The 24,367-nt window shown below is 61.0% G+C and carries 28 protein-coding genes and 2 pseudogenes; 18 read left to right on the top strand and 12 right to left on the bottom strand.

All coding sequences use genetic code 11. The annotated features are described in order from the left end of the window. The first annotated feature begins 9 nt into the window (after positions 1 to 9). From OKW29_RS00195 to OKW29_RS00180, 4 genes are all read left to right on the top strand, one after another. Complete coding sequence (locus OKW29_RS00195) at positions 10 to 858, top strand: hypothetical protein (protein ID WP_429289893.1); 849 nt, start codon at positions 10 to 12, stop codon at positions 856 to 858. Between the two features lie 11 nt (positions 859 to 869). Beyond that, complete coding sequence (locus OKW29_RS00190; RefSeq protein WP_429289493.1) at positions 870 to 1,430, top strand: single-stranded DNA-binding protein; 561 nt, start codon at positions 870 to 872, stop codon at positions 1,428 to 1,430. A gap of 249 nt (positions 1,431 to 1,679) precedes the next feature. Then, positions 1,680 to 2,819 (top strand): primase-helicase zinc-binding domain-containing protein, encoded by a 1,140-nt coding sequence (locus OKW29_RS00185; RefSeq protein WP_429289492.1) that lies wholly within the window; start codon positions 1,680 to 1,682, stop codon positions 2,817 to 2,819. A gap of 112 nt (positions 2,820 to 2,931) precedes the next feature. Further along, positions 2,932 to 3,156 carry a hypothetical protein gene (locus tag OKW29_RS00180; RefSeq protein WP_429289491.1) on the top strand — a complete coding sequence of 75 codons (225 nt, stop codon included), beginning with the start codon at positions 2,932 to 2,934 and terminating at the stop codon, positions 3,154 to 3,156. 65 nt (positions 3,157 to 3,221) lie between these two features. On the opposite strand, the gene OKW29_RS00175 is transcribed toward OKW29_RS00180, so the two are convergent. The 5 genes from OKW29_RS00175 to OKW29_RS00155 form a co-directional block, all read right to left on the bottom strand. Beyond that, positions 3,222 to 3,473: a hypothetical protein gene (locus tag OKW29_RS00175; RefSeq protein ID WP_429289490.1), complete on the bottom strand. Its 252-nt coding sequence runs from the start codon at positions 3,471 to 3,473 to the stop codon at positions 3,222 to 3,224. Between the two features lie 5 nt (positions 3,474 to 3,478). Further along, a complete protein-coding gene (locus tag OKW29_RS00170; protein WP_429289489.1) occupies positions 3,479 to 3,631 on the bottom strand; it encodes a hypothetical protein in 153 nt (50 codons plus the stop codon). A gap of 282 nt (positions 3,632 to 3,913) precedes the next feature. Further along, positions 3,914 to 4,438 (bottom strand): hypothetical protein, encoded by a 525-nt coding sequence (locus tag OKW29_RS00165; protein WP_429289488.1) that lies wholly within the window; start codon positions 4,436 to 4,438, stop codon positions 3,914 to 3,916. A 51-nt stretch (positions 4,439 to 4,489) separates the two neighbouring features. Next, complete coding sequence (locus OKW29_RS00160) at positions 4,490 to 4,843, bottom strand: hypothetical protein (protein WP_429289487.1); 354 nt, start codon at positions 4,841 to 4,843, stop codon at positions 4,490 to 4,492. Continuing rightward, positions 4,840 to 5,856: a PRTRC system protein D gene (locus OKW29_RS00155; RefSeq protein WP_429289486.1), complete on the bottom strand. Its 1,017-nt coding sequence runs from the start codon at positions 5,854 to 5,856 to the stop codon at positions 4,840 to 4,842. The genes OKW29_RS00160 and OKW29_RS00155 overlap by 4 nt, the downstream gene beginning before the upstream one ends. A 1,110-nt stretch (positions 5,857 to 6,966) precedes the next feature. Here OKW29_RS00155 and OKW29_RS00150 point away from each other — a divergent pair. Together OKW29_RS00150 and OKW29_RS00145 are read left to right on the top strand one after the other, a co-directional pair. Next, entirely contained in the window at positions 6,967 to 8,118 is a 1,152-nt protein-coding gene (locus tag OKW29_RS00150) for a phage integrase N-terminal domain-containing protein (protein WP_429289485.1), read from the top strand. Positions 8,119 to 8,366: 248 nt separating this feature from the next. Continuing rightward, positions 8,367 to 8,675, top strand: coding sequence for a hypothetical protein (locus OKW29_RS00145; protein ID WP_429289484.1), 309 nt, complete (start codon positions 8,367 to 8,369; stop codon positions 8,673 to 8,675). 92 nt (positions 8,676 to 8,767) lie between these two features. Here OKW29_RS00145 and OKW29_RS00140 read toward each other — a convergent pair whose 3' ends face one another. The 7 genes and pseudogenes from OKW29_RS00140 to OKW29_RS00110 all read right to left on the bottom strand — a co-directional run bounded on the left by OKW29_RS00140 (position 8,768) and on the right by OKW29_RS00110 (position 14,177). Further along, on the bottom strand, positions 8,768 to 9,439 hold the full coding sequence (locus tag OKW29_RS00140) for a Lar family restriction alleviation protein (RefSeq protein WP_429289483.1): 672 nt from the start codon (positions 9,437 to 9,439) through the stop codon (positions 8,768 to 8,770). Positions 9,440 to 9,539: 100 nt separating this feature from the next. Then, a pseudogene (locus OKW29_RS00135) lies at positions 9,540 to 10,517 on the bottom strand (phage Gp37/Gp68 family protein). A gap of 12 nt (positions 10,518 to 10,529) precedes the next feature. Further along, on the bottom strand, positions 10,530 to 10,985 hold the full coding sequence (locus tag OKW29_RS00130) for a hypothetical protein (RefSeq protein WP_429289482.1): 456 nt from the start codon (positions 10,983 to 10,985) through the stop codon (positions 10,530 to 10,532). 591 nt (positions 10,986 to 11,576) lie between these two features. Then, positions 11,577 to 12,533 carry an RNA-guided endonuclease IscB gene (gene iscB, locus OKW29_RS00125; RefSeq protein ID WP_429289892.1) on the bottom strand — a complete coding sequence of 319 codons (957 nt, stop codon included), beginning with the start codon at positions 12,531 to 12,533 and terminating at the stop codon, positions 11,577 to 11,579. A gap of 293 nt (positions 12,534 to 12,826) precedes the next feature. After that, a complete protein-coding gene (locus OKW29_RS00120) occupies positions 12,827 to 13,093 on the bottom strand; it encodes a hypothetical protein (protein ID WP_429289481.1) in 267 nt (88 codons plus the stop codon). Positions 13,094 to 13,266: 173 nt separating this feature from the next. Continuing rightward, positions 13,267 to 13,713, bottom strand: a complete 447-nt coding sequence (locus tag OKW29_RS00115) for a phospholipase D-like domain-containing protein (RefSeq protein ID WP_429289480.1) — start codon at positions 13,711 to 13,713, stop codon at positions 13,267 to 13,269. Further along, entirely contained in the window at positions 13,665 to 14,177 is a 513-nt protein-coding gene (locus OKW29_RS00110) for a hypothetical protein (protein ID WP_429289479.1), read from the bottom strand. Before OKW29_RS00110 ends, OKW29_RS00115 begins: the two co-directional genes overlap by 49 nt. A gap of 561 nt (positions 14,178 to 14,738) precedes the next feature. On the opposite strand from OKW29_RS00110, the gene OKW29_RS00105 reads away from it, so the two are divergent. The 12 genes and pseudogenes from OKW29_RS00105 to OKW29_RS00050 all read left to right on the top strand — a co-directional run bounded on the left by OKW29_RS00105 (position 14,739) and on the right by OKW29_RS00050 (position 24,354). Beyond that, positions 14,739 to 16,415: a PRTRC system ParB family protein gene (locus tag OKW29_RS00105; protein WP_429289891.1), complete on the top strand. Its 1,677-nt coding sequence runs from the start codon at positions 14,739 to 14,741 to the stop codon at positions 16,413 to 16,415. Between the two features lie 86 nt (positions 16,416 to 16,501). Continuing rightward, positions 16,502 to 16,990 (top strand): PRTRC system protein E, encoded by a 489-nt coding sequence (locus OKW29_RS00100; RefSeq protein ID WP_429289478.1) that lies wholly within the window; start codon positions 16,502 to 16,504, stop codon positions 16,988 to 16,990. 8 nt (positions 16,991 to 16,998) lie between these two features. Continuing rightward, positions 16,999 to 17,217, top strand: a complete 219-nt coding sequence (locus OKW29_RS00095; protein WP_429289477.1) for a PRTRC system protein C — start codon at positions 16,999 to 17,001, stop codon at positions 17,215 to 17,217. A gap of 96 nt (positions 17,218 to 17,313) precedes the next feature. Beyond that, entirely contained in the window at positions 17,314 to 18,459 is a 1,146-nt protein-coding gene (locus OKW29_RS00090) for a PRTRC system protein F (RefSeq protein WP_429289476.1), read from the top strand. Between the two features lie 10 nt (positions 18,460 to 18,469). Beyond that, positions 18,470 to 19,204, top strand: coding sequence for a PRTRC system protein B (locus OKW29_RS00085; protein ID WP_429289475.1), 735 nt, complete (start codon positions 18,470 to 18,472; stop codon positions 19,202 to 19,204). Positions 19,205 to 19,207: 3 nt separating this feature from the next. Continuing rightward, the gene (locus OKW29_RS00080; protein ID WP_429289474.1) at positions 19,208 to 19,849 is read left to right on the top strand and encodes a PRTRC system protein A; all 642 of its coding nucleotides are present in this window, start codon (positions 19,208 to 19,210) and stop codon (positions 19,847 to 19,849) included. Continuing rightward, a complete protein-coding gene (locus tag OKW29_RS00075) occupies positions 19,846 to 20,679 on the top strand; it encodes a PRTRC system ThiF family protein (RefSeq protein ID WP_429289473.1) in 834 nt (277 codons plus the stop codon). The genes OKW29_RS00080 and OKW29_RS00075 overlap by 4 nt, the downstream gene beginning before the upstream one ends. Before the next feature lie 90 nt (positions 20,680 to 20,769). Beyond that, a complete protein-coding gene (locus OKW29_RS00070) occupies positions 20,770 to 21,252 on the top strand; it encodes a hypothetical protein (RefSeq protein WP_429289472.1) in 483 nt (160 codons plus the stop codon). Positions 21,253 to 22,305: 1,053 nt separating this feature from the next. Next, positions 22,306 to 22,767 (top strand): glycine zipper 2TM domain-containing protein, encoded by a 462-nt coding sequence (locus OKW29_RS00065; RefSeq protein WP_429289471.1) that lies wholly within the window; start codon positions 22,306 to 22,308, stop codon positions 22,765 to 22,767. A gap of 92 nt (positions 22,768 to 22,859) precedes the next feature. Beyond that, a pseudogene (locus tag OKW29_RS00060) lies at positions 22,860 to 23,251 on the top strand (hypothetical protein). Positions 23,252 to 23,259: 8 nt separating this feature from the next. Beyond that, on the top strand, positions 23,260 to 23,733 hold the full coding sequence (locus OKW29_RS00055) for a hypothetical protein (RefSeq protein WP_429289470.1): 474 nt from the start codon (positions 23,260 to 23,262) through the stop codon (positions 23,731 to 23,733). 210 nt (positions 23,734 to 23,943) lie between these two features. Then, complete coding sequence (locus tag OKW29_RS00050; protein WP_429289469.1) at positions 23,944 to 24,354, top strand: hypothetical protein; 411 nt, start codon at positions 23,944 to 23,946, stop codon at positions 24,352 to 24,354. Positions 24,355 to 24,367: the final 13 nt, after the last annotated feature.

The raw sequence follows: 24,367 nt of genomic DNA, 5'->3' as shown, positions 1-24,367 counted from the left end.
GAGGCAATGATGGCAAACGCTGGATCAGTCTTTACCCGCGTACTCGCGGACCTCTTCCCCGGCAAGTCCATCGCACAATCCACCTCACCATCACCGCAGACCAGCGCATCGACCACGTCCGTTCAGACACCCACACCGCATGCAAACAGTAGCGTTGGTGTACCGCACGAAATTGGACAGGGTGCCGCAAACGAAACGGTGGTGACGATCGGTGACACGCCACATCTGTTCGTCGACGAGGGCGATCACATTGTTGAGTTCGTCCCGGCTTTCGATGACCACACCGAGGAAACCGAGTTCGGCCTGAAGATCGTGCCGGATCTCGCTCCCCACTGGTCGCAGGTGGCTTCCCATCGTTGCGCACTCAAGGACGCGATCGCGACCGCGATTCGTGGCGGTAGCACATCGCCCGGCAATCCGAAGTCAGAACCACGTGACAGGAACGAAGCGCCGACGCCTGAAACCGGGCTTGCTGCTTCGCACCTGAGTGACGATGACGACCGGCCCGCAAGCGGCAGCGCCGCGCGTGCCCGCGCAAGGCGAGGCGACATGAATGATGCCGCTGTGACGGGTCGCATCCAGTCATGGGGAGAAGAGCGGTTCCCGGATCGAAACAAGCCGGGGCGCTTTTACAAGTCATTCGCCATGCACATCGACACGACAACGGGCGAGCGAACGCTTCAGGGCGAAGGCCTCAAGGAAGCAATTGCGGAATGTCGCTGCGTCGTCGGTGATGTTGTTTCGGTGCGGCGCCTGCGCAAAGTCAAGGTGCCGGCAATCCGTAGCGATGGCAGTCCGATCATGGCCGAAGAGAAACGGGTCATGTGGGACAAGTGGCTGTGGTCAATTACTAAATAGAGGAAGTCAGAATGGCATCTGTCAATAAGGTAATTCTCGTCGGCAACCTCGGCGCGGACCCTGAAGTTCGTTATCTTCCAAGCGGCGACGCAGTGGCAAACATCCGTCTTGCGACGACAGATCGTTACAAGGACAAGGCATCCGGCGAGATGAAGGAAGCCACCGAGTGGCACCGGGTCTCGTTCTTCGGGCGCCTCGCCGAGATCGTGTCGGAGTATCTGAAGAAGGGCTCGTCGGTGTACATCGAAGGGCGCATCCGCACGCGCAAGTGGCAGGCGCAGGACGGCACCGATCGTTACTCGACCGAGATCGTCGCGGACCAGATGCAGATGCTGGGAGGCCGTAGCAGTGACGACGGCGGCGGCGAGTTTGAACAGCGCTCGCGTGCGCAGCGACCGGCGCCGGCCTCACGCTCCAATGGTTCGCATTCGACGGACGCAGCTGGCACCCGCGCGCAACCTCCGCAGCCGTCTCATGGCGGTGGTGGTGCTCTGCGTGGCGGTGGCTTCGATGAGATGGATGACATTCCGTTCGGCGGTTTTCACACCCGTTCAGCGTGGTCGATCATCTGATCCCGGAAAGGCTCACCGTTTTTCCAATTCTTCTCCCGTAACACCTCACCATCGCAACGACACGCCTTCGGGCGTGTCGTGCGACCGATCTTCTGCCACGGCCGTTAGCGCCTGTCTTTCTTAACTATCCAGCCAACACGTCTGCTGAAAAAAGCCGCCCGCCCATGCGCGGACCGCTTTTTTGAGCACGCGTTTTCACGCCTGTCTCAGGCACCGACCCAACCCACTCAACTCAAAGGAGAGTGATTCATGACTGTAAAAGGAAGAGGACTGTCGCCCGAGCAGTACGAGTGGCTTCAGCGCAAGCTCGCCGGATTCCAGCTCTCTCCCGAGCAATGGATCTCGCTCCTTGTGAGCTATGGCGTGCCAGCAGACCGTCTCACTGGCGACGCGTGTGCATGCCCTGTATGCGGCGGCGACGATCGATTTACCTACGACAACAAGCGTGGGCGAGGCGACTGGGTATGCCGTCATTGCAACAACGGCGATGTGATGGCGGGCGACGGCCTCCAGTTGATCACGCGCCTCAACCGGATCGGACTGTACCGGCTGATGCGTGAGATTGACGGTGGTCCCGCTCAGCGGGCAATCCATGTCGCGGGCACTGCTGAAGCACCAAGGCCGAAGCGCAAGGCGAGTCGGGAATTCACTGAGAGGCGTCTCACCTCAATGTGGAATGCTGCGAAACCCCTGTCGGCTGGTGACCTGGTGATGCGATATCTGGGTGCCCGCGTGCCCGGCTTGCTTATTGCACCGTCGCCGGCGCTGCGACTCGGCATGCTCGAGTACCGGCACGAGAAGAAGGTGATCGGCAGCTGGCCAGGCATCCTCGCGCGGTTCGAGTTGCCCGATGGACGTCTGGGTACGCTGCACCGGACCTTTCTTGAACGATCGACGCCGTCAAAGGCGCAGATCGTTTCGTCCGACGGCGAAATCCTCGACCCGAAACTCAACGACATGACGCTCAATCCGCTGGGCGGCGGGGCGGTGCGCCTGATGAAACCGGTCAACGGTGAAATCGGCGTCGCGGAGGGTCTCGAAACGGCCTATGCCGCGCACATGTTGTTCGACGTGCCGACGTGGTATTGCCTGAATATCGGGCTGCTGCGCCAGTTCGTTGTGCCCGAAGGTATGGGTATCCGCGTCGTGCACCTCTTCGTTGACTTCGACGCAGTCGATCCAAAGACCGGCAAGTCTGTCGGTGTTGCGGGTGGCGTCGAGCTGGCGAAGCGTCTGAGGGCCGAAGGGTTCACGGCCATCGTTCACCGGCCGCGCTTGCGCGGAACCGACTTCGCTGATGAGTGGGTTGCACGGTCCGCGAACACGGTGCCGTCGATGGACGCTCGTCGCGGCGTCGGGAAAGCTGCCCAGTTCTCGGCCGCTGTCTGAAGCATCGCAGTAGTTGTTGATCGCGGCTTCGGCCGCTCCTCTTTTACCTTGCCCGGTGGGGATATTCCCCGCCGGGGGAAGGTCACGTCGGGCCATTTTTCTGGAGAAGAAAATGCGCTCGTTCCAGGTTCTCGTGGGTGGTTTTGCGATCGTTGCTACGAACGGTGCCGAAGGTGGCCGTCAGCCGGTCGGCAAGTCTGAAGCTGTGGCCTTTGATGTGATTGACCGGAAGGCAGCAGGCAATACGAAATACGCCAGCCGCGATCAGACATTTACCGATGCGTGGGACTTCTGCACACGCCGTCTAGCTATCGTTGCAGCCAAACGGCCGCATTGATAACCCCTTGAAACGACAGCGGCTCCCCAAAAGGGAACCGCTTTTTTTTCGTCTGTAGCCCGAGGTCATTTCAAGATGGCCAGGCATATCACCACAACCACAGCGAAGACCTTCCACAGGCGCCACAGTTCGCTCGCCCACAGCGCTCCACCCGCGCCAGTGAGCAGCAGCACAACGCACAGGTCATTGTTGACGTGCATGCTCGCGAGCCACGCGGCGAAGCACCAGAGTGCGACCGACGCGACGAAGATGATTACGCGCCGGACGAAGAACGGCAGCGCCATGAACTTCGTGTAGCAGACCGACAGTTGATCCATAGCGCTCACTCCTCCGTTATTTTCTTCAACAGATGCTGCACGAGATCGAGGCTGTTCCAGCCGGCGATGCCGGAAGCAACCAGAGTTGCGATGAAGAGCCACGTGCGCGGCACGGTTAGTGGCAGACCGTGGCGCACGATTTCAATGAATTCCAGCATATAGCCTCCAGTTGGTGTTGCACCGGTGCAAGGCGCGTCGCGTCATGAACACCGATGCGATAACCCATCTTCGCATTCCTGCGTCAAAGTCAAGTGGACGCTCAGAAGAATCCGCCGAACGCATCCGCAATCTGGTCGACGTCGTGAGCGTCGGGAGCATCGGTTTCGTTGCCTTAGCGAAGCTCGCCGTTTTCAACAGTCGGCCTCTCCATAACACGAGTGATCTGCGAAGGTTGACTCCGGCTGGAGCACGTTGCCGTTCAGTGAGGGCGTGAACGCGCTTCACGGGCCTCCCGTTGCAGTCGCGCATTTAGTCGGGTCGTACGTCAGCACGCCGACTGAGGTTGCCTTCCGCAAATAAGACTGACGGGCTGCCATCCGGGCACCCGTATTGAATGTGCGCGCATACACAGCTTGAATGGCTCTCTCAAGGTCGGCCATCTGGCTGAACGGGACTGTATCGGCGGCGCACCGCATGAGTTGCGAGCTCGCAAGCACCACCGGACTCGTATCGCTCATGGCGAGCGTCGAAGCCGTGATGCTGGTCTGGAAATTCCGGGCAGCTACTTCGACCGCAGCGTGTACCGCGGGCTGAAAGGAATACCTCTTGTCGATGAGTTGCTGCATATCGTCCCGGTAGCCGCGATTGGCTGAATCGACGCCTCCGACGCTCCAAGCGTTGCCCGCCGGAGTTGCCCAACTGGAGCTTGCCGACTGCGCCGAGGCGGAGCCGCCACCGCACGCGCTCAAGGCCAGGGCTGCTGCAATAGAAATTGCGGTCAGGGCGGAGATTTTCTTATCCCTCATTCACTCTCTCTTGTTTCGCTTAACGAAGCGCAGCGATCGGCCGAAGTCCGGTCAGCCAAGGAACGCGGCGAACTGGTCGGCGATGCCCTCGACGTCATGGGCTGCTCCGGACACCCCTTCGTTGCCGGGGTGCTCTGTTCTCTGACTGACCGGTTGGCTGACCTCGATGGATGATCCGGTCGGGGGCGGCGTTGAAGAAGGCAGGGACGCTGCTGGCTCACCGGAAAACCCAGGCATCGCCATCGGCTGAAGCTCAGGCATCGCCGCGCCGCGAAGCGCTGACTCCGCGAGCAGTCTCAGGATCGTTGCGCGTTGTCGCGCTGAGCCGGCTGCACTCAGTCGCGCATACAGGGCTGGTGTGGTCACCTCGTCGATGACCAGCTTCATCCTGAATTTTTCGTTCATGCTTTTGCGGTCGTGCGTTCGCGGGTGAGCCCGGCTTCGCCGACGATCAGGAAGCCTTTGACGTTCGCAGTGCAGGGCGTATCGATCACTTCGAGTGTCACGCGCGGGAACGCTTTGCGGATCACCGGCGCGTACAGGGCGCCGCCGCCACCGGACAGGATGATCGAGCGCACGTTTGTGAGCTGGCCGACGTTGTTCTGCATTTCCTTGACGACGCCTGCGATGACCGGCTGCGACTGTTCGAGATAACCATCCAGGTTGATGTCGTTTCCATAGAAGAAGAATGGCTTGCGTTCACGCAATGCCTTGTCGATGAGTTCGATGTCCTCCACCTGTTCCTGTTGGTCTCGCCCGATCAGCGCGGCAATGCGCTGGTAGATCTGTGAGGCGCCACCCGGGATGCCGTCGCTGCGCTTGTCGTCCATCGTGAAGCCGTTGGCGTAGACCCAGTCGGTCGTGAAGTAGCCGACGTCGACGACAAGGTGAGCGCTGTCGCGTCCGAACTCGCTTTGCCGGTTGGTGGATGCGGCGACGAGCGAACCGAGCGGTTGCGGGATGACCACCACCTTCTCGACACTGACGCGTCCTGCACCGAAATCGAAGGTGCCCGTAAAGCGGTCACGCAATGCGCTGGAGTACTTGCTCATGTTGTGCACGGGCAGGCCGAGCACGAGCCGTTCGATATGCGTCACGCCCGCGAAATGGATCGCACCGGCAAGAAGCGCCGCGTAATTGTCGGACAGCACGAAGTCGTTGGACAGTGCGCGCCCGGTATTGCCATAGGCTGCGGTAAGCGATACGTCGGGGCCCACTTCATATTCGATCTGGTCAATGACGACAGTGGCGACCCTGCGGGATGCGAGTACGCTATCGCCGTAACCCGAGAGGGCGCGGCTTGCAGCAAGGGGCGCGAGAGAAGGGAACATGCCCGTGGCGATGCTGCCACTTGCTGCGCGGTGAGCGTATTTCGTGTTGCCGTAACCGACGTCGACAGCGAAGACAGAAGTTTTCAAGTTGACTCCATGTTTTTGAGGGTGAGCGGCAAAGTGGCACTGAAGTGACACTTTGAATCGCTCGTACAGGGTTGCTCAGGGCAAAGTGACACTTGAGTGCCACTTTCAACGGCTCGTACGTGGTAGCTTCGAGCAAAGTGGCACTCATGTGTCACTTCAGCCTTGTTTGAGTCTATCGAGCGTCCGGCGAAGTCAAGTCAGCAAAGCCAGCGGGTTCTGCGCAGCTTTCGGGCGGTGCAGGCGCTCAGATCGTCGCTATCCTTGGTTCACCTACCGCGTCGACGACGCATCGAAACAGAGTGCAAGGCACTCGCACGTCCATACCTTCGGGCCCGCAATGGGCCAAAACACAGCAACTGACCGGGCCGCACAATGAAGCGGCCTTTTTCTGAATCAGGTCAAGTCCACGGTGGTCCACCATGAGGACCCCCGGACAGTGCGATATCCATACGATTGGCGGCGGTTTGCCGCGATGTGACGCAATGAGGACATGTGGAGAGACCAGACACCGGACACTTTTCGCATGCTCATCTGCGTCTTCACACGCCCTTACAGCGATGGCTGGGTGTGCTCACGAAGCCCGATACACCGCGGCGGAGATGAGCGACTTGGGGGCGGGGGAAGTCTTGCGGGCCGGTAAAGACCGGAGCTCCGCGATTCCCTGACGGAAGAGGACACGGCGTACCGCGGCCGTACAAGAACGCGTAACGGGTTTTGCCCGGCATGAGCACGAAGTTGAACAACTGTCGTGCTGGCAGGGTAGCCACGAAGCTGCACGGCGCGGGAATCTTCCGCGCAGCGCGACGGCAGGGATGCCTCGCGCGGAACACATCGGTAGCGGATTGCGTGAAGCGCGACCCGTGCCGACAGGCAGCAGGTTGGACGGTCGGAATGCATGCTCTTCCCATGCGTCTGGTCGATCGGATGGAATCGCTAAAGGACAGGAAGGCAGGACCCACGCGACGGGGATACGGCGCAGCCGCGAAAGCGGCGGCAGCAAAAGGGCAAACCCGGGCGGTCGGGTGACGGCATCAGGTAGGGATGCTGCGACCATCGGGTCGAAAGTGATGGCACACCGAGGCAGCGCGGCAGCGTTGCAAGGGATTTCGGATGGCTGCAATTCTCAATGTAAGAGCAATCGTCAATAGCTACGGTTTTGGTCCCGAGTTCCGGGATGCGCTGCTCGCACTCTTCGACACGCACGTCGCGCAGATCCACAGCACCACCCGGATCAGCCATAAGGCGCTGTCGGTCAAGACGCAGGAACGGCGGGCGACTGGGCTATGCAAGTCGTTCAGGGAGTTGCGGGAGAACGGCTATGCGCTGCAGACACCGTGGTCTCTCAAACACAAGCACATCGGTTTTCTCGTCAGGCACTGGGTCGCTGACGGCCAGAGCGGTGGCACGATCGAGAACAAGCTGACGTACCTGCGGGCGATCGCGCAGTGGATGGGCAAGCCGAAGCTTGTGAGAACACTCGCGGACTATGTTGACCGCCGCGAGCACGGGCTTGTGCGCAGCTATGTCGCAACGGAGGACAAGTCGTGGGAGGCACACGGCATCGATGCAGCAGCGAAGATCGAGGAGATCGCCCGGACCTGCCCCTATACGGCGGTGCAGCTGAAACTGCAGGCCGCGTTCGGTCTGCGCATCGAGGAGAGTTTCATGTTGCGCCCGGTTGAGGCGGTGCGCAATCCACAGATGCTGGCCGTCGTACGTGGGACAAAGGGCGGACTTCCACGCGAGGTGCCGATCGAAGCGAAGATGACGATTCTTGAAGAAGCGGCGAGGTTGAACAATGGCGTAACGGGTTCCACCGTGCCGGCTGGCCGCACGCTCAAGCAATGGCGTGACTGGTACTACCACGTGCTGGAAAAGCACGGCGTGACGAAAGCGGGCCTGGGTATCACGAGCCACGGCCTGCGTCACGGATATCTGCAGGCGCTCTATGAGCGGACTGCGGGAACGCCGGCGCCGATCAAGCGGGCCGGTGAGCGCCCCGATCCGCAGGTGCATCACGAAGCGATGCGCCGCGTCGTTGTAGCGGCGGGTCACAGCCGCGTGACCAAAGCGAATGCGTACCTGTCGACATTCGCCAGACAGGAGCGGCTGCAAAAGAAGTTGCCCACGGTGGAGGAGGCGCGCGAGGCGCTCAGGATTGCCGACGGCAACAAGAGCCACGCGGCCACGGCCCTTGGTATATCGCGTCAGGCGCTCTATCGGATATTGGGGGCGGGCGCGGGCACCGTAGAGCCGGTTTAGTCGCGGAATGAAAGGGAATTTGAGATGCCATATGCCCGCTCGGGAGTAACCGGAGTGGAACACAATGGAGTCTCTCTCGGCTTCTGGCGGCGGCCTTCGGAAAACGCCAGAGCACTTTGACAACCGGCTCCTCGTATGAGCCGGTTTTTTTTCTCCGGGATGGCTAGGTAGAAACCTTTGACGTTGGAGAGCTTCTCCTATACTGCAGACGGGGCACCATTCGCGCTCTACACACCAGGAGAGGAACCATGATCCTTGCCGATATGGGAGGCATTCAGGAGGTACAGCTCGCGCGGCTTCAGTTTGAGGATGGACGTCAGCGGTACTTCAGTACCTCCGATCAGCTGATTTCCTATCTCAAAACAAAACCCGACCAAAAATTTCGCCTCGATCCTGCACGAACAGGCATGACCCTGTACCTGAGAGGAGATCCGGATCAGCCGCTCTACGGATCTGAAGCAGGTGATGTGTTTTGTGGAGACCAGGTCTGGTATGACTCGGCTGCGGGAAAAGTCACGACACTCAATGAAGGTGATGATCGACGGTTTGGAGGCTGATCAGCGAGCTTCGGATGCGAGAGGCGAAAGATAGGGAAAGGGGTGCATGCCCGGCACGTTGTCGCGAAGGCACATCGGTCTTGACTCCCCCGCTACCAGCGATCGCGGTCGGGCATTCCGTCGACGGCCAGCGCGATGCGATCCTCAAAGAGACACTCTTCATGCTCCCTCGGTGACGGGATCTTTGGAAACTGGATGTATCGCTCGCCGTCGATATCAATCCATTTCGCCAGTTGCACCAGCTTGCGGTAGCGCGCTGCGTCCTTCAGCACTGGATCGATCGGCCAGCTGTCGATCGTTGACACCGTGGCGTCGACTAGCCGCTGGGCCAGCATGGCGAACAGGGGGCCGCGCGTTTCCCAGTCTTCGGTATTGCGCGCGAGCATGTCGATGACCATCTGTGAATCACATGCCCCTAGCTCTTTTTCGATCAGGTCGCGCAGGTCGTCTTCCGTAGTCTTGGGGCGGCTCAATCGACGGTTCCAGACCTGGGCACACCGGGTCATGGCAGCTTTATCGTCGTTGCCGACCGGTTCCCATTGTGTCGACATGCCGCAGCCCGCGCAGTATATGCAGACAATTTTTTCAGTCTGGGGCGCGAATGCGGGGCGCTGCAGCACGTCGCCCATCACCGGCGGGCCGGCGTGACGGCCAAATCTGCCATAGTCAAACTGAGGCTCACCGATTTCCGCGACAACCCGTTGCGAAAACCCAAGGGTGCCGCGGCCGCCGCAGTGGTCGCAGGGATAAAGCTGTTCGTACATTGTCCGGTTATTCGCCGTTGCATTTATTGGGAGATATTAGCTGGCATTATCAACGGACATGGGACGTGCGAAAAGCCGGATTTACAACCTGTTTAGGCTTTCATTTCGTATGAAGAAAAGTCTCAGGGAAATTATTATGTATCCGGCCGTCCAGCTCCCGACCGGCCGCCTCTTTGCCGATGCGGTCCATCGTCTGGCGGAACGCATTGGGGCCGAGGGAATTCCAGCCGTCGTTGTAGTCGAAGAACCCGCTTGCAAGTCTGCTTCGATCCCCCCCGATCAGGTCGCTGCCAGCACAACTATTTCCGGGAGCCCATTCTCCCCACTGCTTGAAGAAATACGGGACGCCGGCTGTTTCGCACTGGTCCCGTAACGATCGCGCCCACGCTGGGTGCATGGGTCGGGCGCCCCGCCCGCTTTCACCGCCGACAATGACCCAGTCCAGCGGCTCGAGCATGTTCGTGTGGTCGCGCCAATTGCTGCTGGCAAACATCCCATCGAAGCTCACGGGGCCGAGCAATGGCTCCATCGACAGGAAACGTACTCATGCGGGGACGGCAAGCAGCTTCGGAATGTCGCGGTCGGCTTCTTCCTGGTTGACGATCGTCGCGCCGAGCCAGACGTTATCGGGCAAGCACGGCATTTCCAGGCAATTGAGATCGAATCGATACTGCGCCGTCTCGCTGATCATCGACATCACGTTTCCGACCCGCTTCGTCAGCAGAAGCCAGTCAAGGTTTGGGGTCTTCGCGATGAGGTCGAACAGGTCGCGGCGCCACGTGGGATCGACTGCGTTGTCGAACACATCGGTGAGCGACGCGCAGAACACGCGCTGGCGACGGCCGTGCGCTGCGAAGAACTCGGCATGCGCTGCGTTCCAGACGATCGGCTTGCGCCAGTTGGCCGGCGATGTGCGGCGTCGCGGCGCGCCGGGTCCCCAGTTGACGGCAACGCCGCCGCTGAAGCGCGCATTGCGGGTTTCGGCATAGCAGTGATCGCAGCCGGGGCCGACCTTCTGGCAGCCTTCCCACGAATTGAACGTGTGGTCGGTCCATTCGATCTTGCTGTTCTGGCTCATGTCGTCTCCCGCTCAGACAGATTCGGTATCGTGAGACAGTACCGCGAGCGTTCCGCACCGGCGGGCGCGCTTTTCGATGGCGTCGAGCCAGGGCAGGAAGACGTCATCGCCGAGATCGCGTGGCGCGGATGTCGGGACGCTCAGATGGTCCATCAGGGCGCCTGTCGAATTGATCGCGGCGAGTGTATTCGCGTCAGGCACCACCCAGAAATACCAGCGCTGGACAAAGTACCACCAGGTCTTTGCGCGCTCGAGCTCCGTCCACGTCGCGCTGAAGTCGAAGACGGAACCGATGCTGCTGAAGAACACGCAGCGCACGTCAGTCGTGGTCACAGCAGCGACGACTATCTGGCGGCCCGACGAGAGTGACCTGGGATCATGGCAGGCACAGCCCAAAGCCGGGTAGCGGCCTAACCAGTCGAGCGAGCGCGAGGTAGCGCGATCCAGAAAAAAGCTTTTGCCTAGCATCGAGGACTCCGGTAGTTAGATAGCCCGATCGTGAACCGGGCGCGCGTTTTCATCTTGCCTGTCCGGATCGGAAGTCAAGGTTCCCCGTTTTTCGCATGCGCCATCCGCTACCGCGTGCGCAGTCGTTGTCCGGCGACCCACGCCTTGCGCAGCGCCGCCCTGACACTGTCTGAATCGTTGGGAAAGTTGCGCTGCACTCATTCATCCGATTGCGCGAGAAACCTCGGCATTCATGCCGGGGGGATAGCGCGGCGTGCACAGCACGCTCTACATCCGCGTCTCCTTGTCGAAAGCTATCTTTGGGTTGAACGGAATATGCATAGCCATCGCCGCGCTGAATGAGCGTGCAGTGACGATAACTGATGCCTTGAACAACGGCCGTGCTCGTCTGGATGTTGAACGAGCCAGTGACGCGAATCGCAACACGGCCGAAATGGATTCCGGCCTTCTTGCCGACGGACACATTGGCACGCACGTGGTCGCCGGTCTGGAACCCATGCACCTGCTTTTGCCGCATGAGATATCCGCGAGGGAATCCATGGCGGGTCAGGCGCGTGCGCTGGTAGCTGCCGCGCCCGGTGGCCTTGATAATCAGCGAGGGGCGCTGCCAGCCCCGAATGCTGTCCACCTGACCGACGCAGGTCGCACGAGCGCATGCGTTTTGGGGATGGCGTGCGTGACCCGGTTGAACTTCGTGCGGCCACCCGAAGCAAGTTCGAGCGGCAGGCCTGTGGCCTGCAGCGCATTGGCGAGCGCCCAGCGCGTGGCATTAACCGCTGCGGCATCCCTCAGTGGGCGAGAAGCGGTAGCGAGGATGCGCGCAAGACGCTTCGGATCCTTGACGTACTCGCGCACGTCGAGCGAACCCTTATCCTGGTTGCAGTCGCCACATGCGAGCCCCAAATTCCCGATGCGGTTGCTGCCATTGCGCGCTCTGGCCGTGAGGTGTTCGATCTGCAGCGGGCGATCTTTCCCATCGCAATAAATGCAGCTTCGCTTCCACTTCTCCAGCAGATACTCACGGACCTCGTGGCCCGCCAAGGTGCCCTGCTGATACTCGATGCCCGAGATTTCCGGGGTCTCGAGCGCCTGAGTGTCGAAGCGGACCAGCTCCGACGAGAGTACCGTGACCGATGCCCAGCGACGGATACGGTTCGACCATGCCATCGCGGTGTGAACGCGATGCATCAGGCTCGGTGCGAGCCAGCCTTTGGGCTTCCGGCGATTCAGGAAGCGCGGCGCGCGGTAGCCCAGGTTCGTGCCGCGACGGCGCCGACGAAATGCACGCCTTGCCGTAAGCGCCTCGCTGATCTGCCGACCACGATGAACCAGTTCGAAAAGGTTAAGCACCGCCACGCAGTGCTCGGCCTCGCGTACGAGCGCGATGCCCGTGACCTTGCTGCCGGGATCGAGCTTAATCCGAAGCGGCTGGAACGAACAGGCGTCCACCTTGCGATCGACGAGCCGGATCACGAACGGCATGGCACGATGCACGCGCGCTCGAGCGCGTGCGAGCAGTAGCCTCGCACGCTTCTCGCTGCACGGCATCAGCGGTTTTCCATTTCGATCCAGCACAAACACCGACATGTCGGCTCCTCTAAAAACATTGCCCTTACGGGCCTGGTGACGCTTCCCTTGCGGGAAGTCTCCCCTCGACCATGTTGCGCAGCAGGTGTCAGCAACAAGGCTGACCGGGACGATCCGTTTCGTGCTTACCCGGTCGCTTGTCTGCAACCGTCCCTTCAAGTGCCTGACGCTGAGGAAGCACGTCAGGGTGGGTCTGCTGTCTTCTGCGCAACGTAGCGCCTCGCGGCGCTCGGTCTGGTCAACCCGAGCTTGATCTACCGCTTTAAGCTCCACCCTTCAGGGTGGGGTAGTTGACTGCTCAGGACGCGCTCATCATCTGTCCAGTCGTTGTCTTCACCGTCCCTCGTCTCCTCGAATGACGCGAGCGCGTTGTGGACCCGGAGCCGGATCGCGCTCAGGCGCTCCTGCAGCACTAAGAGCCACTGGCGCACAGAATCGGGGCGACCAGTGAGAACGAACGGCGACACCGCATAGCGCGTCAGGTTGAGGATGTCCTGAACTACCTGGGATATCTGTAGCACCTGTACTCCTGTTCGGTGGAGTCGGAGCGGCTGGAAGTCCAGACGTTTCAGTAGGAGGAACGGAAATCGACGCCCAAGTCCCAGCGGCTCTGCCAATGTGCGAGGTAGCCCCTGGCGACGCCCGGGCAGTCCCAGAGCGCGAGCGCATTTTCGCTATTGCGAGACGCCGCGGCCTAGCTGTAGTTAAAAGAGCCGGTCTCGACCGTTGCGCCATCAACAATCAGGACCTTGTCATGGTGGATGGGGTAGACGCTAACGGTGCGCACCGGAATCCGCGCGTTCACGAGCAGATTCAGCGCCGCGTGGGCCTTGCCGGAACGGTCCTCGCTGACGTAGTTCTTCTCGTCGACCACGACGGCCACTTCGACGCCACGGGGCTTCGCCTGGAGCAGGTGACGAACGATGTCAGGCGAGGTGAACGAGTACGCCGAAACCCGGATCGAGCGCTGGGCGCTGTCGATCGCGTGGTCGACGAGCGCCGCGGCGCTGCCTTCCGGTGAGAAGCCGGCTTCGGGCTGGCACGCACCGCCTCCAGCCGATGCATGCGCTGGGAGCATCGCCGTGACTGCGGTCATTGAAAGCGCGAGTGCCGCGCGTGTGATTGCCGTGGTGAACTGCATTTGGATTCCTGTTTGTGTTGTTGATCCGCGTGCCGGGCGCGGGGTGCCCCGGCGGCCACGTATCTCCAGGTTAGCGGGTCTGCTGTGAAGTCAAGTCGGGCGGCGGAATGTTGTCCAAGAAGGGAACCAGGCGACGAGGCTTGTGACATGCCGGCTGCGGGCTGGTATTCCCGGCCTGTGGCACGGTCGGTCAGGAACCAGTTACCGTTGGACAGCCGAAGTACGTGGCAGCCGGGGAAGCGTTGCTGCATGACCGCGTGTTCGCGGCGCATGCGCATAGTGCGGATCTCCCCGACAAGTGCTGCGACGGCTGCAGCGATGACGAGCGCCAGGATGCCGCCTGCGATGCAGGCAACCGGAACCCACGAGGCCCAGTGACGGGCAATGGCAACCATCTGCAGCATGCGGTAGAGTGCCAGGAAAACTAGGCCGCCGACTGCGGGGACGAAAGCGAATTCGATCATGTGGTTGGAGGAGTGCGCTGGTGACAGGGCGCCGGAAGCGAGTTCGCATGTGCGACTGGACGCCTCTGCGGTGTGCGTGCTTACGCGCACACGCGATCTATTGTCGGACCTGAGGTCACAGCCAACAGGGGCAAAAGGAAACGCGTTCAGCGCGGCTTTCGGGATCGACGGCTGTTGAATTCAGGCGAAAGCTATATGGTTGAGTCGAGCTTTCCGGGTTAAGGCCGTTAGCCGGCTGACGGCTGCACGAACTTCAGGATCGCATGCCTCTGAATTGAACAGGCGCGTGACCGCCTCATGGAGCGGCGCAACCCCGGGGATATCCACAGGGTTATTAAGGAAATCTGTGGATATCTTGCCCGAAGGACGTGCGAGTCTTGTCCGAAAGCCGTATGGATTCCGCGGTCATTCCGGCCGGAGCGCAGCGACATTGCCGCTACCATCGACTCAGCTACCGCGTCTCTGACGCATCGACCCCGCCGGCACGTTCGGCATCCATCTTTGACCCCATCGGGAACCACTCCCGAACGGGGGCAGGTTCCCCTCTCTGGAGAACCTGCAATGCAACAACTTACTGCACCCCTGAAGCGCATCAAGCTCGGTCGTAACCCGCGTACGTACTTCGATCCGAAGGCGATGGCGGAACTGACCGAGTCGATTCGCGCGCATGGAGTCGACACGCCGATCATCGTTCGCCCCGTTGTCGAGGACAATTTCGACTTCGAGGTGATCGCCGGAGGCCGCCGCTACCGCGGGGCACTGGACGCTCACGGTGAAGACTTCCCGATGCCCATCGTTGTAAAGGACGTCGATGAAGTCGAAGCGCGCCGTATTGCGCTCACCGAAAACATCCAGCGCGACAACCTCTCTCCTGCCGAAGAAGCCATCGATGCCGCCGAGCTGCTCGGACTGCACGGTGGCGACCGGGACGTGACTGCCAGGATCCTTGGCTGGTCGCGCTCGACACTGGACAGCCGCCTTGCGCTGCTGAACTGTTCGAAGGCGGTGCTCGACGCGCTGAGCGAGCGGAAAATCAACATCGCTCACGCTGAACTGCTGGCAGCCCTCTCGAAGGAGAATCAGGACAAGGTCCTGCCGGTCGTTGTCACGGAGAAGCGTTCGGTCGCCGACGTGAAGAAGCTGGTCGAACAGGCGTCCTGTGCGCTTGGCTCTGCCATTTTCGACAAGACGGACTGTGCGGCCTGCCCGCACAACTCGTCGACGCAGGCGCAGATGTTTGGCGAAGCGATCGGCACCGGAAACTGTACCAACCGCAGCTGCTTCAACGACAAAACCGAAAAGCAGCTTGAAGCGACGGCCGCAGAGCTGCGCGATGAGTTCCAGACCGTGCGGATCGTGCGGGCTGGCGACAATAACACGCGCGTGCAACTGGCTGTCGAGGGAGCGAAGGGCGTCGGGCTTGAACAGGCGAAAGCCTGTCACGCCTGTGCGAACTACGGCGCGGCCGTGAGCGGCTTACCGGACTCTGTCGGCAACGTCTATCGCGGCCAGTGTTTTGACACGGTCTGCAACATGAAGAAGGTGGCGGCTCGCATCCAGGCCGAAAAGGCTGCATCACAGCCGGCAAAGCCTGACAGTGCCAGGTCCGCACCAGCGGCGAAAACCGCGAATGCGGGCAGCAAGTCAGCCAGTGCTCCGGCTTCCACGAATCCCTCGGTCACGGTCATTGGCGAGTCCGAGAAGGTGAAGGCGTATCGCGTGAAGCTGTGGCGCAAGGCCTTGCGCGCTGATATCGGCATGAATCGTGAACTGGCTCGCCAGTATCTGATTGCAGTCGTGCTCAGCGGCCATGCACGTCAGGTCGACGACGCCGCGTTCCGCAAGTTCTTCGAGCGGATCGTTGGCAGCGAGGCGCCCGTGTCCAACCTGCCCAAGGCAATCGACGCCGTGCAGGCAGCGAAGGAAAGCTCACAGGCTGACCTGATGATTGCAATGCTGTTCGCCGCAATCGAAGGTCTGGATGTGACGCATCTGACGCAACTGTGCAAGTCGCACAAGCTGGACCTGAAAAAGCACTGGAAGCTCGACAAGGAGTTTCTGGAGCTGATCACGAAGTCCGAAATGATGGTGCTCGCCGATGAGCTTGGCATCCGTGCCGCGCTTGGCGACAACTTCAAAAAGGTGTTCGCGAAATCAAAGCCGGAAATCATCGAGGCGCTCCTCACGGTCGAAGGGTTCGACTACGCGGGCAAGTTGCCGAAGGTGCTGAAGTTCTGAAATGGCGGGGCGCGTTCTGCGTCCCGTTCCCCCTCTATATGTATACGCCGCCACCGCGCGGCGTTTCTTTTTTCCCGGAGTTTTTTATGTTCCAACAACTGGAAGCGCTGGTGCGAGCCAGCGGCAAGCTGCAACTGACGCTGAAGATGGACAACGACCGAATGGCGGTAGTCGTCGTGCCGCAAGGCGAGGGCAAGGACGCCGCGCTGCGGCAGCCGCTGGTCCTCACCGGTACGGCGGCCGAGCTCGATGAGGGCTTTGCTGCGGCAATCGCTTCGTACTCGACGGCTCATGCGTCGCTGTCCGAACAGGTCGCTGCAACCACGGCGATCCTGCAGGAAGCGGAGAAGAGTCAGGCCTCCAAAGCGCAGAAGTCTCTCGCTAAGGGCGGTAAGACCGTACCGGCGAAAGGCGGTCAGTCGAACGCCAATAGCGAAGGCGAGGGCGCTGCGGAAGACGAAACCGACAACGATGATGACGACCAGTCAGCGTCTGCGCCGGCTGCGCCCGCCAGTGCTGCACCCGTGGATGCCGGGAATTCCTCCGGTACCGATCTTCTTTCCCTGCTCAGCTGAGGTGCGCCATGTCCATTTCCATCGCCCGTCTGGTTCGCGAGTTCGTCTACAACGGTGTGAACTTTGTCGATCCCGGTCCGACCTTTTCACCCGAAGAGGTGCGTGATCTGTATTCCGCCCAGTATCCGGAGCTGACCACGGCCGCAATTGAGGGTCCGGTCTACAAGGGGGAAACCGCCCGCTACACGTTCATGCGTGCAGCAGGTGCGAAGGGTAGCGATGCGTAAGCGCGCGCTCGTGCAATGCATCGCCGATGAGGCAATGCCATCGTCCAATGAACCGCCCGAAAGGGCGGTTTTTTTTCATGACAAGGAGATCGAGAAATGTTCTTCGATCCTCAGCCAGCTGATGCGGTCGTCGCTCTCGACGGCCTCAGCTGGCAATCGCCGCGGCGTGCCGTTGCCCGACGTCGAGCTGCCCATGATTTTCTGACACTTCCCGACGTTTCGCGTGCTGTTGCGGCGCGTGCGTCGTTGAAGTGGCCAGCCGATCGCGAGCTCGCGAGACTGGTCGGCGAGCACTTCGAGTCGGGCCCGCTCAGGGCCGCAGACGTGAAGTCCTTCACCGGATCTGGCGACGCGATGGCTCAGGCGTTGTTTGCGTGGATTCGCCGCGAATGTGGCGTGATGAAGCGGCTTTGCTTCCGGCCGTATCTGCTGGATTCCAATGGTGTCCAGGACCAGATCATGTATCAGACGGACGCGTCCGGCTTCGAACCGAGCTCGCCGCTCTATCTGGGCATCGAGACGCCTGAGGATCGCATCTACGTGATCGAGGATCGCGCAGTGCCGCTTGGCAAGGCGCATCCGCGGCTGCTCGCTACGGCGCTGATCCTGATCAACCGCGCGGCGTTCCGCACGCTCGTCATGCGCACGCCAGATGACTTCCTGTCCATGTTCGCCCAGTGGCATTGGGACGGCGATCCGCACTGTGACGATGAAGACGCGGTGGACCTTCTGAAGGACAGGTTTGGCGATGACCCGGAAGAGTTCCAGCACTACCTACCCTCGGTGGTTCGCCAGGAACTTTGTCCGCCGAGCATGGAGATCGGTTGCTATAGCACGAAACATCGTGCGTGGCGACCGTATCCGGCCCTCGGTATCGAAGCGCTGCGGCGTCTGGGCTGGACACAGGGCGGTTGGATCCGCGCGCTTTGCGCGGAGCTGGAACGTCTGACGGTGCTGCTCAGCAGTGTCGGCCGTCGCGCACTGTTCGACTGGTCGTTCCGGCCTGAGGTGATTTACGCCGCTACGTCGATCGCAGCCCGCGACGACGTGTACACCGGCGACGTCCTCGACACCCACTACGAGTACTTCAACAGCGGCGGTGATGGATCCCTGTTTCACGGATTCATTGCCCTTGCCCAGTCACCCGATGACATCCGCAGGCAGTACGCGGATCTGTCGCTGGGGTTTTCCATTCTTCGACAGGTTGACCGCGTGGTGGCTTTGATCACACGCGATGCCTAAGGACGAGACCATGAACAATCTGATCGTTTCGACGGGACATTCGAAAGAGCTGGTGATGAGTGGGGCAATTCTGCTCTATTCGTATGCACGCGATACCGGTAGCCCGGTATTCGCTACGGCGCATCCGGTATCGGTCACCGGCAAGCGTCCCGTCATCGGTGCGGGTCGCCCGGTGGACCGCGAGGCTCTGTTCACGGCGCTCGACTCGCTTTCCGAGCGCTGTGCGGCGAAGGCGGAGTTTCTGCCTGAGACTGTGCTCGCAATCGACCGGACCGCTGTGACCTGGTGGTGCCGGCCGACAACGAGGCGGGTCTTCTTCGACTGCCCCGAGCTTGGCAACGTCACCGCGGTGGTGCCGCATCCGGGCCTGATCTTTCAGGCGCGCAACAGCGGTTTCTACGTGTATGCAGTTGACGGCGCTGCACGGCCGACACCTGACACGGCGCTCTTCGAGCCGCCGTACTTCAACACGTGGGACCACGGTTCCATCTGTATCGGTTCTGCGCGCGTTCCCGATCGCATCGACATCGCGTCGATTGACGGGTGGGAAAGCGGTTTTTTCGAATCTGCGTTTACACACCCCAATGCGGGTGGAAAACGCGTCAATCACCCACGAGGCGAATTTGCATTCTGGAAGGAAATGCTGGCCGGCAAGTACGGCGAGCAGTTCCCCCTCCAATGTCTCGTGCCCATGCAACGGACTCTCGGCGATCTGATCGCGCGGGGCCCCAAAGGCAAAGGCTAAAAAATGAACATTTCCGATATCACGTTACAGCGGTCGTTTCCGACCGTCATGGTCCCCCGCAACGAAACCGTCGCAGAGATGCAGAATGCGGGCGAGCGGTTGCTGGTCGCCGAAAACGGGGTGTTCCTCGAGATCCGGCGGCCCTGGATCTCGGTGGTGCGCCAGATCGCGGCCTTCGCCGTTCGCACGGCGATACCGTATGGGCGAGTCAACCCGTCGACACGGCTGCTGTGCGAAACCATTCCGGCAGACCTGGTCGGTGCGTTCGCTGAGATGGCCCGGAAGGCGCATCCCATGGAAACGGGGGCGTGGATTGTGTGGAGTCCATCGACGCAGGCCTTCCGGCTGGCGCCGGTCGGCATCGTCACGCATACCGGCGGCTCGCTGAAGTATCAGCCCCCGGCGCTCGCCGGCGACGAAGTGCTGGTGATGGACTGTCATTCGCATGGCAGGCATCCGGCGTACTTTTCGTCGACCGACAACGACGATGACCGGCACGACGTGAAGATGGCGCTTGTCATTGGCAACTGTGACCGTTCAACCCCGAGCATCGCCGTGCGCCTGTGCGCAAAAGGGATCTTCGAGGAGACGGAGCGCGCGCCAGCGTCGTGGTATCAGGCTGCACGTGTACCGGAGGCGGTATGACGGACGTGATCTGCCATGAAATTCCGCCGCACATGATCCAGCGCCCCTGGAGAGTGCTTGTCGTTGGAGCGGGTGGGACGGGCAGCGCCGTGCTGCCAGCCCTCGCGCGCTTGCACCACGCGATGATTGAACTGGGACACCCCGGGGGGATCGAGTGCACGGTGTACGACGATGACACAGTGAGCCCGACCAACGTTGGACGGCAGGGCTTCTATCCCAACGACGTGGGCAGTTACAAGGCCTCGCTGATCGTGAACCGGCTGAACATGCTGATGGGTACCAACTGGCGTGCGGTCACGCAACGCCTGGATGGTCGCACGGCACTGTTCAATGTCGATCTGGTGATTGGGTGCGTCGATACGCGTGCTGCCCGAAAAGCGATTCTCGACACGGTCGGGGAGACGCAAGCGTATTACCTTGATTGCGGCAATGACACGGATCGCGGGCAGGTGGTGCTTGGCCAGACCATGCCAAAAAGTCGAAGGAAGATCAGTCCGGAGCGGTTGCCGCATGTAGGCGACCTGTTCCCGGACCTGATCGACCCCTCCAAAGACGCCGACGACGATACGCCGTCCTGTTCGATGGCTGACGCACTGCGAAAGCAGTCGCTGGTCATTAATTCCGCGATTGCGGTGCAGGCGTTCAATCTTCTCTGGACGCTGTTTCGCACCGGTTCGTTGAAGTATGCGGGCGTGTTCGTGAACCTGGCGACAGGGCGCACGAACCCGATACCGATAGACCCTGCTGCGTGGGCGCGCTTTGGATATGAAGCGCCCAGGCCGAAGGAAAAGAAGGCTCGAAAGAGCCGGAAATCCGCGGCCGGCGCCTGACCAAGCCGCTTCCCCTAACAGGGAGCGGCGTTTTTCGCTATACATAGGTGCTCCCTCGGGAGCGCCACATTCTACTTACGGGTTATAAGCATGAAAAAAGACATACTGGTTCAACTCACATCCTTCCAGAGCATGGCACTCCTATTCTGGAGCAAGCGCTGGCATGCGGTCTTGCCGCTTCTCGTTGTTTTCGCCTGGCAGCATGTTGTTCCGGCAGGCAGCTGGCTGGCACAGCAGGCGCATTCGCGCATCGTGTCATACGAGATGTCCGCGCCGAATCTTGGCAAGACGCTGCTTGTTGCGCTGGGCGTTATCTGCCTGCTGCTCGTTGCCCGGACGCTGGCCGAACGCAGAGCTGGTTCGGCGTGGGAATGGGTCGCGCGTGGCTTGCGCTCGCTCCTCGTGGGGCAAGCCTTCCCGAAGTTCGCCGTGCTAGCCGTTGCGCTTTTCGGAGCCTGCACCGGCTTTGGCGTCGAGGGTTTCGAATTCGGGGTGCTCTTCCTGCTCTGGATGTACTTCATCGTGTCGTGCGTGCATGCTCTCGCGATGTTCGCGGATATGCCAGCACGATAGCAGTCTCGACGGCTGCCCCTCAGGGGCGGCTTTTCTTTCTTCCCGCGCGGCCGCGCGAGAAATCTGCAACCAGCGCTGGTCCCTCGGGGCCAGCGCTTTTTTTGGTGCGCCAGGCATGGCGCGCAGCGCCGTGAAAGGCGCTATCTGGATCGCTGTGGTGGCGAACTGGATGACTTGGGGGTGAGAGTCCCCTACACACCCGGCAAGGGGAAGTGTTAGCGGACGGCAAGGGTGTCCATCGTGAGGTGGAATCTGAAGGAAGCCGAAGGCAAAGCGCTGGCCTGACGAACAGGAAGCGGATATTAGGCGGTATGGCGGGGTGAGCAGGCCAAAATCTGTAAAGCCCGATACTTGCACGGAACGCCATGACGTAGATCCGACAGGCATAAGCGTGAAGGTCGCGCGTATTACCCTGGGAGATCTGCCATCCTGCCTTGTGCTACTGGCATCGAGAGGTGTCGGAATGGGGTGGCAGAAGTCAGCAGAGGTCGTAGTAGCCGTTGAAACCGGAGCGGCGAAGGGCCAAACCTGTCACGAGTGGCAAGTCACGCGTGATCTCTGCGTATCTGGGCAGAAGCCTCGGCCATGCCGGGGGCCTGCAGCCATGCTGGAGGGGCCGGAAGCCCCGAGAGAGGCTGAGGTGTCCATCGGATGCCAGGCGACCCGACGCACGAAACAAGCTCACGCCGACGACCGATCCGGTCCGAGGCCGACGGGAAACGCCGGATACGTGAACCGTACGTCCGGTGTTGTGGGAGGACGGCGGGGGCAACCCCGCCTCCTACCCGATCGCCGCCGCTCGCGTGGGTCCGGCTGAACTTTGAAAGCCTGGCCGTTTTCTCGATGTTTCGAGGCGGCGCACGTTCCTGCCTGCCCTAGACTCAGCGTATCACCCGCGCTTTAGCGCATCGAAAGAACACTCCGGCTTGCTGGAGTGCTTACACCTTTGACCGGCGAAGGCCGGTCCTCGACGACGGGCAAACCACCCGTCTGTCAACCCTGTTGGGAGCCATCCCAACGGGACCGGCTCCCGTTTTTTTAGGAGCCGCACCCATGTTCAAGATCATCACCAGTCTCCTTGTCGCGTCCGTGCTGTCGGCATGCGCCTCTGTCGATTTCGGTTCGCCGAATACGTACCAGCGCTACGACGTCCAGCGCGCCGGCACTGTCGAAGAGGCCACGGTAGTCCGCACTCGCGCGATCACGATCGAAGCGGGTTCAGATAACTCCGGGCTGACTTCGCTCATCAGCGCGGGCGTCGGAGCGTTCCTCGGAAGCCAGACCATCGGAAACGGCACAGGACGTTACATCGCCGGTGCCCTAACAGGAGCTGCATCGGGCTTTGTCTCACAGAAGGTTTCACAGGCGCTGTCGCAGCGTCCAGGCATTGAAATCATCGTGCGCAAGAGTTCGGGCGCCAACGTTGTTGTCGCTCAACCCGATGACCAGCATTTCATCCCGGGCGAGCACGTGCTTCTCGTTTCGACCAGTTCGGGTCTTCGCGTCACCCACTGACCCGCCCTTCAAACGCCGGCTTGGCTGGCGCATTCCTTCATCGCGAGGTGTTCCCGAAAGGGCACCTCGCTTTCTTTTTTTCAGAGGCTTAAATGCTCAAGGTTCCAAAGGTGTTCTATGCCGACCGACGCAGTGGCGGTGCGGCAGCGACTCCGCCGTCACCCACCACGCGACGCTGCTGTTGCGTCGTATCGCTCGCGATCTGCATCTGCGTTCTGGCGAGCACGAAATCGTCACCGAACCGGCTCGCCGCAATCGCGGTTGCCGCGTCACCCTCCGTACTCCCGCCGTCATGCTGGAAGTTGCCGATACTCCGACCCGTCAGAAGGTCGCCGTGTCGTTCCGCACGCGTCGCGGCCGCGCCGATCTGTCGGGCGGTGGCGACAACTTGGTCTCGCTCGAGCAACTGTCGTCCCGCGAGGGCTACGACGCGCTGCTTGGCGGTTTGCGGCTTGCAGGCGGCCTCGATATCGAACGGCGGTAGGAGGCGCGATGGAAATAGTCGAAATTTCAATCGAGTTTCCATCAAGCATGGTGATCACAGATCGTGCGACGTTCGTTCACGCTCTGGGCCATGTTCACCCTTCCGAGCGCCTGCTGGGTCTCCTTCATTGGCTCGGCGAAACCGAGGCCCCGCCGAAGGTCACTGCATCCATTGACGGGGCAGTGGTGACCGCCGACCAACGTCTTGACCGCAGCTATTCCGTGGTCGTTGAAGTGTCGGATGGCGACATCGAGAGCCGGGGATGGGTGCGTCGCCTGTTTGGGCACGACTGGACAAAAGACCAGAGGCAGCAGTTTGGGCGGTTTTGCCATTCGCTGACTGTCGTCTCAGTTGTGGGCGCCGTTGGCATCTTCCACTCAACCACGACGTGGACCGCCAGCGAGCTTCTCAACGAGGCGGTGTTGGTCCTCATCGTTGTGGTAACCTTTCTTCAAGGCATGAATTCCATGAACGGAGACTGACCATGGGCTTTGGTTTGTTCGTCCTGCTTCTCACGGCACCCATTCTGGGCTACGGAGCTTACATGACCAGTCGTGGTCGTAAGCACGATCGGGAGCGTCGGCATCCCCGCATTCCGCGCTGATTGTTGAAGCGGACCGGCGAGTTCGCCGGTCCTCCATCCATTTAAAGGCTGCACCTTCGGGTGTGGCCTTTTTTCTTTTCCGATTCCTATGTCCGAACTTCTCGAACCACCGGTCGTGCATGCCAGCACGCCGTTTGATCCTGCTGGAAAAACCATCAGTCAGGTTGCCAATCACATCGCCCGCATCCTGCGCAAGTCTGAGATCGAGCCGGAATGGATCGTTGCGGCGAATTTCATCGAGGACCCGAACGAGGACTGCTACGGGCTCTCAGCTTCGCGCGACTGGCCGGACGGATCGGCAGCGCGCAGGCGGCTCGCGCTCTCGGTGGCGCGCGGGAACTCCGAAGGCTGGATTATCCAGATCGATTTCGTTCAGTTCATCGCGCTCGGCGAAGCTGGCCACTGGAAGAGCCAGCCGGTGCTGCGCATCAAGACGTTGTCGCGCACGCAGGCGTGGGCGATCGCCGCGGTTGTCTCGCGGATGCTCGACATCGACTGACTGATCTAACACT

The organism is Paraburkholderia sp. CI3 (assembly GCF_050436505.1).
GTDB classification, from domain to species: Bacteria; Pseudomonadota; Gammaproteobacteria; order Burkholderiales; family Burkholderiaceae; genus Paraburkholderia; species Paraburkholderia tuberum.
Note: the sequence above shows the minus strand (reverse complement) of the source record. Positions and strands in the feature narration are given on the sequence as shown.

Bases quoted from the DNA above. Each gene is read 5' to 3' on its own strand.
- OKW29_RS00195 (WP_429289893.1), top strand. From the start codon at position 10: ATGGCAAACGCTGGATCAGTCTTTACCCGCGTACTCGCGGACCTCTTC.
- OKW29_RS00190 (WP_429289493.1), top strand. From the start codon at position 870: ATGGCATCTGTCAATAAGGTAATTCTCGTCGGCAACCTCGGCGCGGAC.
- OKW29_RS00185 (WP_429289492.1), top strand. From the start codon at position 1,680: ATGACTGTAAAAGGAAGAGGACTGTCGCCCGAGCAGTACGAGTGGCTT.
- OKW29_RS00180 (WP_429289491.1), top strand. From the start codon at position 2,932: ATGCGCTCGTTCCAGGTTCTCGTGGGTGGTTTTGCGATCGTTGCTACG.
- OKW29_RS00175 (WP_429289490.1), bottom strand. From the start codon at position 3,473: ATGGATCAACTGTCGGTCTGCTACACGAAGTTCATGGCGCTGCCGTTC.
- OKW29_RS00170 (WP_429289489.1), bottom strand. From the start codon at position 3,631: ATGCTGGAATTCATTGAAATCGTGCGCCACGGTCTGCCACTAACCGTG.
- OKW29_RS00165 (WP_429289488.1), bottom strand. From the start codon at position 4,438: ATGAGGGATAAGAAAATCTCCGCCCTGACCGCAATTTCTATTGCAGCA.
- OKW29_RS00160 (WP_429289487.1), bottom strand. From the start codon at position 4,843: ATGAACGAAAAATTCAGGATGAAGCTGGTCATCGACGAGGTGACCACA.
- OKW29_RS00150 (WP_429289485.1), top strand. From the start codon at position 6,967: ATGGCTGCAATTCTCAATGTAAGAGCAATCGTCAATAGCTACGGTTTT.
- OKW29_RS00145 (WP_429289484.1), top strand. From the start codon at position 8,367: ATGATCCTTGCCGATATGGGAGGCATTCAGGAGGTACAGCTCGCGCGG.
- OKW29_RS00140 (WP_429289483.1), bottom strand. From the start codon at position 9,439: ATGTACGAACAGCTTTATCCCTGCGACCACTGCGGCGGCCGCGGCACC.
- OKW29_RS00130 (WP_429289482.1), bottom strand. From the start codon at position 10,985: ATGCTAGGCAAAAGCTTTTTTCTGGATCGCGCTACCTCGCGCTCGCTC.
- iscB (WP_429289892.1), bottom strand. From the start codon at position 12,533: ATGCCGTGCAGCGAGAAGCGTGCGAGGCTACTGCTCGCACGCGCTCGA.
- OKW29_RS00115 (WP_429289480.1), bottom strand. From the start codon at position 13,713: ATGCAGTTCACCACGGCAATCACACGCGCGGCACTCGCGCTTTCAATG.
- OKW29_RS00110 (WP_429289479.1), bottom strand. From the start codon at position 14,177: ATGATCGAATTCGCTTTCGTCCCCGCAGTCGGCGGCCTAGTTTTCCTG.
- OKW29_RS00105 (WP_429289891.1), top strand. From the start codon at position 14,739: ATGCAACAACTTACTGCACCCCTGAAGCGCATCAAGCTCGGTCGTAAC.
- OKW29_RS00100 (WP_429289478.1), top strand. From the start codon at position 16,502: ATGTTCCAACAACTGGAAGCGCTGGTGCGAGCCAGCGGCAAGCTGCAA.
- OKW29_RS00095 (WP_429289477.1), top strand. From the start codon at position 16,999: ATGTCCATTTCCATCGCCCGTCTGGTTCGCGAGTTCGTCTACAACGGT.
- OKW29_RS00090 (WP_429289476.1), top strand. From the start codon at position 17,314: ATGTTCTTCGATCCTCAGCCAGCTGATGCGGTCGTCGCTCTCGACGGC.
- OKW29_RS00085 (WP_429289475.1), top strand. From the start codon at position 18,470: ATGAACAATCTGATCGTTTCGACGGGACATTCGAAAGAGCTGGTGATG.
- OKW29_RS00080 (WP_429289474.1), top strand. From the start codon at position 19,208: ATGAACATTTCCGATATCACGTTACAGCGGTCGTTTCCGACCGTCATG.
- OKW29_RS00075 (WP_429289473.1), top strand. From the start codon at position 19,846: ATGACGGACGTGATCTGCCATGAAATTCCGCCGCACATGATCCAGCGC.
- OKW29_RS00070 (WP_429289472.1), top strand. From the start codon at position 20,770: ATGAAAAAAGACATACTGGTTCAACTCACATCCTTCCAGAGCATGGCA.
- OKW29_RS00065 (WP_429289471.1), top strand. From the start codon at position 22,306: ATGTTCAAGATCATCACCAGTCTCCTTGTCGCGTCCGTGCTGTCGGCA.
- OKW29_RS00055 (WP_429289470.1), top strand. From the start codon at position 23,260: ATGGAAATAGTCGAAATTTCAATCGAGTTTCCATCAAGCATGGTGATC.
- OKW29_RS00050 (WP_429289469.1), top strand. From the start codon at position 23,944: ATGTCCGAACTTCTCGAACCACCGGTCGTGCATGCCAGCACGCCGTTT.